This is a genomic window from Actinoplanes sp. NPDC048791, from assembly GCF_040650095.1.
Lineage (GTDB): Bacteria > Actinomycetota > Actinomycetes > Mycobacteriales > Micromonosporaceae > Actinoplanes.
In genome coordinates this window covers 1-10,430 of record NZ_JBEZGQ010000221.1, presented here as the reverse complement: position 1 = coordinate 10,430, position 10,430 = coordinate 1, and the positions used below count along the sequence as shown (strand labels likewise).

The window sequence follows — 10,430 nt, the reverse complement described above, 5'->3', positions numbered from 1 at the left end:
ATCGTCAAGGAAGCGCTGGCCAACGGCCGCCTCGCGGGAGCCGGGAGCCTCGCTTCCGGCGGCGCCCCGGCCGACGGTCGCCTCGCCGGAGCGGGGAGCCTTGCCTCCGGTGGCGCCTCGGCCGACGGTCGCCTCGCCGGAGCCGAAAACCTCGCTTCCGGCGGCGTCTCGGCCGACAGCCGCGGCACCGGAGCCGGAAGTCTTGCCTCCGGTGGCGCCCCGGCCGATGCGGTGGCGCTGGCGGCGGCGCTGCACCAGCCGTGGGCGACAGTCGTGCTGTCCGGGGCGGTGACCGGCGACCAGCTGGCGTCGAACCTCCGCGCGCAGACGCTCACTGTGGACCCCGCTCGGTGGCAGGGCCTGGCGGTGCCCAGCGCCGGCTACTGGCAGGAGCGGTCGCAGCTGCCCTGGTCCTGAAACCGGGCCTCAGGCGGCGCTGCGGGCCGCCGGAGTGATCAGCTCGACCTCGTTCGCGGCGAGGGCCTCCCGCAGGTCGGCCGGCGGTGCGGTGTCGGTGATCAGGTAGTCGGCCGCGCCCAGCTCGGAGACCTGCGCGAACAGCCGGCGGCTGAACTTGGAGGAGTCGGCCAGGATCGCCACCCGGGCCGCCCGGGAGATCATCTCCTGCATCATCGCCGCCTCGGCCAGGTTGCTGGTCGTGTAGCCGGCCTCGGCGGAGACCGCGCCGACGCCGATCAGCGCCAGGTCGCAGCTGATGTCGAGCTCGGCGCCGCCGTTGGCCCGGAAGCTGACCGGCCCGATGGTGGCCAGCGTGAGGGTGCGCACCGCGCCGCCGAAGACGTAGATGTCGCGGACCGCGGTCGGTGGCAGTGCGCCGGGCAGCAGCAGATTGTTCGTCGCCACCGTCAGGTCGCGGTGCTGGCCCAGGTTGCGGGCGACCGCGAGGGTGGTCGTCCCACCGTTGATCATGATGGTCGAGCCGTCCTGGACCAGGGCCGCGGCCAGCGCCGCGATCTTCTCCTTCTCCTGCTCCATCAGGGCGAGCCGCTGATCGACGGCGCGGTCGGTACGCGAGACCGTGGACAAGCTGACCGCGCCGCCGTACGTGCGCACGAGCACCCCGTCGGCACTCAGCTGGTCGAGGTCACGCCGCACCGTGTCGATGGAGACCCCGAAGCGCTCGGCCAGCTCGCCGACCGTGACCTGACCGGTGTCGGCGACGTACGCGGCCAGCTGGGCCTTGCGTCCGGCGGGCAGATGCCGCTGCCGCTCGTCCTTGTCGACGCTCACTGCTTCCCCTTCATCAGTGCGGCAGTATGCCACAACCGTGCGAACACCACGCACATCGCTGCGTAGAGCGGCGAAGAGCCGCAAGAGGGGGCACTGTCCCTCGGAAGGGTGCTCTTTGCTGCCTGTCTCCAGCTCAACGCCGTCTCGTCAACCCCGCACTTCTGCCGCATGACGCAACAGTATGCCGTAGTCCGCAGCTTTCTGCTGTTCTTGTCTTGTCCTCATCTGTAACACGCTGCTAACGTGGCGCCAACACAGCAGAGAACAGAAAGATCTCGATAGAAGGAGTTCGCCATGGCTCTCGGTGCAACCCGGCTCAAGCGAGTGATAGCGGCGGCCACCGCCGCCTCGCTGGTCGCCTTCATGGCGGCGTGCGGTTCAGGCGACTCGGAGGACGCCGGCTCGGGAGGCACCGTGACGCTGGAGTTCGCCCAGTGGTGGGGAGCCGAACTGCCGGCCGGGGACTTCGACAAGATCATCTCCGACTTCACGGCGCAGAACCCGACCATCAAGGTCAAGCTGCTCAGCGCGCCGTACGCGTCGACCAAGCAGCAGCTGGTCACCGGCGCGGCGTCCAAGACGCTGCCCGACGTGGTCGGCCTGGACGGCGCCTGGGTCAACGACTTCGCCAAGCAGGGCGCCATCACCGACATGTCCAAGCTGATGACCGACGCGAGCTACGACGCCTCCCAGCTGGCCAGCCAGGTGCAGATCAAGGGCAAGACGTACATGATCCCGGTGGTCAACTTCGTCTACCCGCTGTTCGTCAACAAGGATCTGCTCACCAAGGCCGGCGTCAGCAAGGTGCCCACCACCCGCACCGAGTTCCTGGACGCGGCCAAGAAGATCAGCGCCACCGGCGGCAACGTCAAGGGCTGGGCGCTCCCGCTCGACACCGCGGTGCCCAACGGCATCCAGAACGACGTCATGTCCTGGCTCTGGGCCTCCGGCGGCAGCATGCTGGCCGACGGCAAGCCGGCCCTGACCAGCCCGCAGGTCAAGAGCACGGTGGAGTACGTCAAGAGCCTGAACGACGCCGGTGTCATCGCCCCCGGCTCGCTCACCATGAAGGAACAGGACAAGGTCGAGAAGTTCACCAACGGCCAGGTCGGCATGATGATCGACTCGCTCGCGCACATCAACCTGATCAAGAAGAACAAGCCGGACCTGAAGTTCGAGGTGGCGGCCCTGCCGGCCGAGGACGGCTACACCGGCAAGCGCGGCATCCCGTACGCGTCCTGGGGGATCGGTATCTCGAACTCCACCAAGCACAAGGCCGAGGCGTTCAAGCTGGTCTCGTACCTGATGAGCCAGGAGACCAACGCGAAGCTGAGCACCATCGCGAACGGCTTCCCCGGCAACAAGAACGCCAAGCCCGACTTCAGCACCAGCGACCCGCTGTTCAAGACCGCCTTCGACATCTACCAGCAGGGCTACCCGGCCAACGAGTTCGTCGGCCTGCCCAAGTCCGAGGACCTGATGCGCAGCTTCGACGAGCAGTTGCAGCTCGTGCTCACCGGCAAGGCGAGTGTCGACGACGCCCTCGCCAAGTCGCAGGAGTCCTGGTCGTCGGTGATCGAGTAGCTCGCCCGGATGCCGCGCCGGTCCGGCGCGGCATCCGATCAAGGAGACAGCCATGACATTGACTGCACCGGAAACCGCGGCGCCGGCCGAGCCGGCCGCCCCGGGCCGGCCCCGCTCTTCCTTGGCCCGGCGCCTGGTCCCGTACGGCTATCTGTCCCCGACGGTGCTGCTGATCGTGGTCCTGATGGTGGTCCCCATCGTCATGGTGATCGGCTACTCGTTCCGGGACAACGTGATCGTGCAGGACAACTCGGTGTTCGCCGGGCTGGTCAACTACACCAAGGTGCTCACCGACCCGGACTTCCTGGTCGCGATGAAGAACACCGCGATCTTCATCTCGGTCAGCACCGCGGCCCACCTGGTCCTGGGTCTGGCCTTCGCGATGATGCTCAACACCAACCTGCTCAGCGGGGTCACCAAGGCGGTCTTCCGGATCGTCTACATCCTGCCCTGGCTGTTCACCATCGCGGTGATCGCCGTCATCTGGCGGCTGCTGCTCGACCCGTCCGGCGTGGTCAACTACGTGCTCCAGACGCTGGGCTTCGTGCAGGAGGGCGTGGACTGGCTCGGCAGCCCGACCACGGCGCTGTGGGCGGTGACCTTCGCCAACATCTGGTCCGGCTACCCGTTCTTCATGATCAGCCTGCTGGCCGGGCTGCAGGGCATCTCCGCCGACCTGTACGAGGCGGCCGCCGTGGACGGCACCAACTGGCTCCAGCGCTTCGTGCACGTGACGCTGCCCCAGCTGCGGCCGGTGATCATCAGCATGGCCGTGCTGGACCTGATCTGGACCTCCCAGCAGTTTGCGCTGATCTGGATGATGACCGGCGGCGGGCCGCTGAACAGCACCGAGATGCTCAGCACCTACACCTACAAGCAGGCCTTCAGCGAGTACGAGTTCGCGACCGCGTCGGCCGCCGCCGTGGTCGTCCTGCTCATCACGATGGTGCTGGCCTTCTTCTACGTACGCTCGCAAAGGGAGCGGTGAGGCAGATGGCCACCGTCAAGACCCGGCGCACCCTCGCGAAGGCCGGTGTCATCACCGGGCTCGTCATCGGCGCGCTCTTCGCCGGCCTGCCGGTCCTGTGGATGCTCTCCACCTCCTTCAAGAGCAACGGGGACGTCTTCCAGAACCCGCCGAAGCTCATCACCGACAGCTTCTCGTTCGACGCCTACCGCGAGATCCTGGGCAACGGCGCCCAGCTGCGGTTCTTCCTCAACAGCTACATCGTCGCCCTGGCCGTGACCGCTCTGACGCTGCTGGTCGCGCTGCTGGCCGGGTACGCGTTCAGCCGCTTCACGTTCCCGCTGCAGAAGACCATCAACGCGGTGATCGTCAGCGTCCAGGCGGTGCCGCCGATCACGCTCGTCATCCCGTACTTCGGGCTGGTCGTGGCGCTCGGGCTCTACAACACCTATCCCGGCCTGATCCTCACCCACATGGTGTTCACCCTGCCGTACGCGATCATCATGATCACCGCGTACCTGAACACGCTGCCGCGGGAGCTGGACGAGTCCGTCAAGGTCGACGGCGGCACGAGCTGGACCGCACTGTGGCGGATCCTCGTGCCGGTCTCGGTGCCCGGTCTCATCGCGGTCGGGGTCTACACGTTCATGATCTCGTGGAACGAGTACCTGTTCGCGCTGACGCTGACCCGCACCGACGACATGCGCACGGTGCCCATCGGCATCCAGCTCCTCATGGGCCAGCACTCGTACGAGTGGAACCAGATGATGGCGATGAGCATCCTCGGGTCGATCCCCGTCCTGGTCCTCTTCCTGCTCTTCCAGCGGCGTTTCATCGGCGGCCTGACCGCCGGCGCCGTCAAGGCCTGACCCACCCCCCTTCAGCAACGCAAAAGGAGATACACCGAACATGTTGACGACCGGCAAGGCGATCCTGGACGTCGCCAATGAGCACAGCTTCGCGGTGCCCGCCTTCAACATCAGCGACTGGGCGATGTTCCAGGGGATCGTGGAGATCAGCGAGGAGACCGACGCGCCGCTGATCGTGGCGATCCACCCGGACGAGGTGCGGCACATCGGCCGCGAGATGATCACCGGCATCATCCAGCGCGCGCACCACGCGAGCGTGCCGATCGCCATCCACTGGGACCACGGCGGCACCTACGAGCAGATCCTGCAGGCGGCCCAGTACGGCTTCACCTCCGTGATGATCGACGGCTCGCTGCTGCCGTTCGACGAGAACGTCGCGCTCTCCCGCAAGGTCGCCGACTCGGCCCACGCCCTGGGCCTGTCAGTGGAGGGCGAGCTCGGCACGATCGGCGCGAACGACAGCTACGCTGAGGCGGGCGCGGCCACCATCATCTACACCGACCCGGACGACGCGGTCACCTTCGTCGAGCAGACCGGCGTGGACAGCCTGGCCATCGCCATCGGCACGTACCACGGCTTCTTCCCGGCCCACCTGAAGCCGGAGCTGAAGCTGGACCTGCTCAAGGAGATCAAGGGCCGGGTGCGGATCCCGCTGGTGCTGCACGGCGGCTCCAACAACCCCGACGACGAGATCGCCGAGGCCGCCCGGACCGGCATCAACAAGATCAATATCTCCACCGACATCAAGGTCGCCTACCACAACAAGATGCGCGAGGTGCTGGGCAACGACCCGAAGGTGCGGGAGCCCAACGCCATCCAGCCCGCGTGCATCGACGCCATGAAGGTCGTCGCCGCCCAGAAGATCGAGCTGTTCGGCGCCGCCGGCAAGGGTTCCCTCTACTGAGATGGCCGACGCCTCCTGTGTGGTCCTGGGCCTCGGCGGCTGCGTCGACTACGAGCTGAAGCTCACCGCTGATGTCCTGGAGCAGCTTGTCGCCGAGCACGGCATCACGGCCGCGGACCTGACGCCGCCCGCGGTGGTGACCAGCGAACGGGACCTCGTGGTGTCGATCCTCGGTTACGTGGCCCGGGGCGGGGGCGGCGAACACTACGTCGCCTCCGCTCCGGCGCTCGAGAGCTTCGCCGCCCGGTTCCCGTACCGGCCGGCGCTGGGCGGGACGTCGGTGCGGGCCGGGATCCTGATGAGCCGGCTGGGCGTGCCGTCGACGCTGCACCTGGTCAGCGTCAACGACACCGTACGGCGGCTGCTGCCCCCGGACAGCGAGTACATCTCCAGCGGCGCCGAGGACACCTTCTACCCGCACCTGATCGTCCAGTACGACCGGGGCCTGCGGATCCGCACCGGTGATCTGGACATCACCGCGCCGTTCCCGAACCGGCTGATCTACGTCAACGATCCGGCCAACGGCGCCATGCTGCTCACCGACGACCTGGGGGACCGGCTGGGTCAGGCGGAGGTGTTCCTGATCTCGGGGTTCAACGCCATGCGATCCGCGGCCGAACTCGATCGCCGGCTCGCCGAGCTGCGTGCGCACATGCGGCAGCTGCCGCCGGCGGCGGTGACCTACTTCGAGGACGCGGCCTACCACGAGCCGGCGTTCAGCCGCCGGGTCCGCGACGCGTTGCTCGACCGGATCGACGTGTACGGGCTGAACGAGGACGAGCTGCAGGCGTACCTCGGGCACCCCGTCGACCTGCTCTCGGCGCCGGCGGTGGCGGACGCCCTGACCGCGGTGCACGCGCTCATCCCGGTGCCGGCGCTGGTGCTGCACACCAAGTACTGGGCCCTGGTCCTCGGCTCCGGTGCCGAGGCCTATGCGAAAGCCCTCGACACCGGCACCCTCATGGCCGCCACCCGCTACTGCCACGGCGACGACTTCACCGACGAGGACGTCGACCGCCTGCGCCGGCAACCGCGGCGACGCGAGTCGGTGGCCTTCGCCGCCGAGCTGGGCGAGCGGATGGGCGACGTGGTCCACTGTGTACCCGGCTTCGAGCTGGACGTCGGGAACCCCACCACCGTCGGGCTCGGCGACACGTTCGTCGGTGGCTTCCTCACCGCGGTCGCCCGGAGGGAGTCCCGATGACCGTCCAGGCCCTGCCGGCCAACCAGCCCGAGACGTTCTACCGCGGCGCCGGGCGGATCGCCGAGTTCCGCACCGGGCCGGCGCTGCCGGATCGGCCCGAGGACTGGGTGGCCTCGGTGACCACGCGTTTCGGGCTGGCCCCGTCCGGCCTGTCCACCCTGCCCGACGGCCGGGTGCTCGCCGAGGCGATCGAGGCCGACCGGCGCCACTGGCTCGGGCCGGACCGGGCCGACACCGGGATCCTGGTGAAGCTGCTGGACGCGGGACAGCGGCTGCCGTTGCACGTGCACCCGGACCGCCGGTTCGCGAGCGCGCATCTCGCTTCGCCGTACGGGAAGACCGAAGCCTGGGTGATCGTCTCGGCCCGCCCGGACGCTTATGTCCATCTCGGCTTCGCCCGCGACGTGGCGGCCGAGGAGCTGGCCGGCAGGCTGTCCGAGTAGCGGACCGGGCCGTTGCTGGCGGCCACCAACCGGATCCCGGTGGCGGCCGGCGACGCCGTGCTGTGTCCGGCCGGGCTGCCGCACGCGATCGGCGACGGCATCCTGCTGGTCGAGATCCAGGAACCGACCGACTTCTCGGTGCTGCTGGAGTACGAGGGCTTCGGGCTGTCCGACGGGCACCTGGGACTCGGCTACGAGCAGGCGTTGCAGTGCGTGGACCGCGGTGCGTGGACACCGGAACGCCTCGACACGCTGCGGGGCGGGCGGCGGCTGCTGCCCGAGGCCGCGGATGAGTTCTTCTCCGCTCGCCGCTTGCGCGGCGGTGACCGCGTGGAACAGGGCTTCAGCGTGCTGGTCGTGGTGGGCGGCGAGGGCCGGCTGACCGGTGAGAAGGACGATCTGTCGCTGCGGCGGGGGGACACGCTGGTGGTGCCGTACGCCGCCGGTCCGCTCCGGGTGGACGGTCAGGTCGAGGTGATCAGACTGGCGCCCGGCTCACCGTCACGCGCGTAGCGACGGGTGTGCAGGATCGCCCATCCGACCAGCGCCGCCGACACGGCGGTCAGCGTGAGGCCGGCGATGGTGGCGGCCTGCTCGAACTGGGCGGTCTGCCGGCCGGTCCAGGCCGAGGCGGCGATGGTGCCGGTGACCGTCGCGGCGAGGATGGTGCCGGTGACCGCGATGCCGGCCCCGGAGGTGACCTCGGAAGCGGTGTCGACCAGGGCCGCGCCGATCGTGGTCCGGTCCTTCGGCAGGCCCCGCAACACGTTGACGCCGGCGACCACGCCGACCACGCGCATTCCGGCCGCCACCAGCACCAGGGCGACCGCGATCCACGCGTACCCGAAGGTGCCCAGCAGGCCGTAGACGCCGAGCCCGGCCACCACCGCCGTGGCGCTGAGCCACGCGGCCCGTTCCAGGCCGACCCGCCGCACGAACGGATCGACGAACGCGCCCCCCGCCACCAGCACGACGACCTGGGGCAGCATCCCGACGGCGGCCATCGCGGGCGACCACCCCCAGTCGAGCTGCAGTTGCAGCGTCACCAGGTATCCGAGACCGGCGGTGGCCAGCCCGGCCGCCGCTTTGTAGGCCAGGCCGCCGGCGACCAGGGGATGGGCCACGAGTCGCAGGTCGAGCAGCGGATGCCGCGCCGAACGCTCGCGCAGCACGAAGAGGATCCCGCCCGCGACGGCTGCCGCGGTGGCCGTCCACGGCGCCCACGAGCCGCTGCCCTCGTCGACGCAGAGCGTCGGTGCGACCAGCGCGAGCACGATCGTCGCGGTGCCGAGCACCGCCCCGAGGACGTCCATCGGGTCGCGATGCAGATCGGCCGGCTCGTCGGCGGCGATGCCGGTGCGCACGCCGACGACCGCCAGCGCGGCGATCGGCACGTTGACCAGCAGCAGCTCCTGCCACGGGGCGATCGCCAGCACCAGGCCGCCGGCCGTCGGGCCGATCGCCAGCCCGATCAGCCCCACGGTCGAGATGAGGGTCATCGCCCGCACCCGCAGGCTGTCCTGCTCGAACAGCCGGAAGGCCAGCGCCATGGATCCGGGTGTCGTCATCGCGGCCGCGACGCCCATCAGCGCTCGCACGACGATCAGCTGCTCCGCGGTCGAGACGAACGCGGAGGCCAGGCTGGCGGCGCCGAGCAGCAGCAGGCCGACGAGCATGATCCGCCGGCGGCCGAACCGGTCGGCTGTCGCGCCGAACAGCAGCATCAGCCCGCCGAACACCACCGCGTAGGCACCGGTCACCCACTGCAGCGCGACGGTCGAGGCGTGCAGCTCGCGGCCGATGGTGGGCAGTGCGACGTTCAGGATCGAGTTGTCCAGCATCTCGAACAGGAACACCGCGGACAGCCCGGCGAGGGCCACCCGGGCCTCCCGCAGGGAACGGGGTGCGGGTGCTGTGATCGTCATGCCGGAACCGTAACGCTAACGGTTAGTGTTTTGCAACGGTTAGTGTTTCGCTGGTAGGCTGCGGTCGTGACCGAGCAGCCCGGACGACGCGAACGCAAGAAGGCCGCCACACGCAAAGCCATCGCCGATACGGCGCTGCGCATGTTCCTGGAGCGCGGCTATGACGCGGTCGGGATCCGGGAGATCGCGGCGGCGGCCGATGTGGCCATCACGACGCTGTTCGCGCACTTCGCGTCCAAGGAGGCGCTGCTCTTCGACGAGGATCCCCGGCGGGAGCAGCGGCTCATCCGGGCGGTGACCGACCGTGAGTCGGGCCGGTCGGTTCCCGACGCGTTGCGCCGGCACCTGCACGAGGCCGTCCGGGAGCTGGCCACGCCGGGCTCGGTGGCCTTCTGGCAGCTCGTCGACAGCTCACCCGCCCTCCGGGAGTACGCGACGACGATGTGGTTGCGCCACGAGGCCGCGCTGGCCACCGCGCTCGCCGCCGACCTCGGCCGGCCGGAGCCGTCGACGCTGTGCCGGGCGTTCGCCCGCTTCGTGCTCGGGGTGCATCCGCTGGCGCGGGAGGCGGCGGATCCGGCGGCCGCGGTCGACGAGATCTTCGACCTGATCACCCCGGGCTGGGACGCCGCTGCCGCCGCCGACCCGCCCCGGGGGACCTGATCGCCGGCGGCGCCGTGCAACCCCCGGGGATCCGGGGCGGTCATGGTGAGTGTGAGACCTGACAGAGGGCCGGGCGAGAGCGATCGTGACCGGCAGTTCCACGACTTCGTGGCCGAGCGGCGCGGGCGGCTGCTGCACACCGCCCGGCTGCTCACCGCGGGCGACGCGCATCTGGCCGAAGACCTGGTCCAGACGGCCCTGACCAAGCTGTACGTCTCGTGGTCGGCGTTCCGCCGGGCCGACAACCCCGACGGTTACGTGCGTCGCGTCCTGGTCAACGCCCTGACCGACGAACGCCGCCGGATCTGGCGGCGCTTCGAGCGCACTGTGCCGGAGCTGCCCGACCGCCCCGGCGGGGACACCGCGGCTCTGGGCGACCCCGAGCTCGCGTACGCGTTGCGGCAGCTGCCGCCACGGATGCGCGCCGCCGTCGTCTTCCGGTTCTTCCACGAGCTCGACGTCGCGGAGACCGCCGAGGCCCTCGGCGTGTCCACCGGGACGGTCAAGAGCCAGACCGCACGAGCGCTGGACAAGCTGCGCGCCACCCTGCACCCCACCCCACAAGGAGCGAAGTGAGCATGGATCTGCACACCAGGCTGGAGTCCTTCGGCGGACCTGTC

Annotated in this window: 11 protein-coding genes and 1 pseudogene; 10 read left to right on the top strand and 2 right to left on the bottom strand. The window is 69.6% G+C overall.

Annotated elements, in window-relative coordinates:
• Window positions 1-417, top strand: a pseudogene (locus tag AB0C29_RS18225) (aldo/keto reductase); the annotation flags it as partial.
• 9 nt (window positions 418-426) lie between these two features.
• Here AB0C29_RS18225 and AB0C29_RS18220 read toward each other — a convergent pair.
• Window positions 427-1,251: a DeoR/GlpR family DNA-binding transcription regulator gene (locus AB0C29_RS18220; protein ID WP_360821529.1), complete on the bottom strand. Its 825-nt coding sequence runs from the start codon at window positions 1,249-1,251 to the stop codon at window positions 427-429.
• Window positions 1,252-1,545: 294 nt separating this feature from the next.
• On the opposite strand from AB0C29_RS18220, the gene AB0C29_RS18215 reads away from it, so the two are divergent.
• The 7 genes from AB0C29_RS18215 to AB0C29_RS18185 are packed head-to-tail and all read left to right on the top strand — an operon-like array spanning window position 1,546 to window position 7,735.
• Window positions 1,546-2,835 (top strand): sugar ABC transporter substrate-binding protein, encoded by a 1,290-nt coding sequence (locus tag AB0C29_RS18215; protein ID WP_360821527.1) that lies wholly within the window; start codon window positions 1,546-1,548, stop codon window positions 2,833-2,835.
• A gap of 52 nt (window positions 2,836-2,887) precedes the next feature.
• Window positions 2,888-3,823 (top strand): sugar ABC transporter permease, encoded by a 936-nt coding sequence (locus AB0C29_RS18210; RefSeq protein ID WP_360821525.1) that lies wholly within the window; start codon window positions 2,888-2,890, stop codon window positions 3,821-3,823.
• A gap of 5 nt (window positions 3,824-3,828) precedes the next feature.
• A complete protein-coding gene (locus AB0C29_RS18205; RefSeq protein ID WP_360821523.1) occupies window positions 3,829-4,671 on the top strand; it encodes a carbohydrate ABC transporter permease in 843 nt (280 codons plus the stop codon).
• Between the two features lie 40 nt (window positions 4,672-4,711).
• A complete protein-coding gene (locus AB0C29_RS18200) occupies window positions 4,712-5,575 on the top strand; it encodes a ketose-bisphosphate aldolase (protein ID WP_360821521.1) in 864 nt (287 codons plus the stop codon).
• Between the two features lies 1 nt (window position 5,576).
• Window positions 5,577-6,779: an ADP-dependent glucokinase/phosphofructokinase gene (locus AB0C29_RS18195; protein ID WP_360821519.1), complete on the top strand. Its 1,203-nt coding sequence runs from the start codon at window positions 5,577-5,579 to the stop codon at window positions 6,777-6,779.
• Complete coding sequence (locus AB0C29_RS18190) at window positions 6,776-7,222, top strand: hypothetical protein (RefSeq protein ID WP_360821517.1); 447 nt, start codon at window positions 6,776-6,778, stop codon at window positions 7,220-7,222. Before AB0C29_RS18195 ends, AB0C29_RS18190 begins: the two co-directional genes overlap by 4 nt.
• Before the next feature lie 12 nt (window positions 7,223-7,234).
• Window positions 7,235-7,735, top strand: a complete 501-nt coding sequence (locus tag AB0C29_RS18185; protein WP_360821515.1) for a hypothetical protein — start codon at window positions 7,235-7,237, stop codon at window positions 7,733-7,735.
• Here the strand turns inward: AB0C29_RS18185 and AB0C29_RS18180 are convergent.
• On the bottom strand, window positions 7,687-9,147 hold the full coding sequence (locus tag AB0C29_RS18180; protein ID WP_360821513.1) for an MFS transporter: 1,461 nt from the start codon (window positions 9,145-9,147) through the stop codon (window positions 7,687-7,689). The two genes, AB0C29_RS18185 and AB0C29_RS18180, sit on opposite strands and share 49 nt — an antisense overlap.
• A gap of 66 nt (window positions 9,148-9,213) precedes the next feature.
• Between AB0C29_RS18180 and AB0C29_RS18175 the strand changes: the two genes are divergently transcribed.
• Together AB0C29_RS18175 and AB0C29_RS18170 are read left to right on the top strand one after the other, a co-directional pair.
• Window positions 9,214-9,810: a helix-turn-helix domain-containing protein gene (locus AB0C29_RS18175; RefSeq protein ID WP_360821511.1), complete on the top strand. Its 597-nt coding sequence runs from the start codon at window positions 9,214-9,216 to the stop codon at window positions 9,808-9,810.
• Window positions 9,811-9,861: 51 nt separating this feature from the next.
• Window positions 9,862-10,386, top strand: coding sequence for a SigE family RNA polymerase sigma factor (locus AB0C29_RS18170; RefSeq protein WP_360821509.1), 525 nt, complete (start codon window positions 9,862-9,864; stop codon window positions 10,384-10,386).
• Window positions 10,387-10,430: the final 44 nt, after the last annotated feature.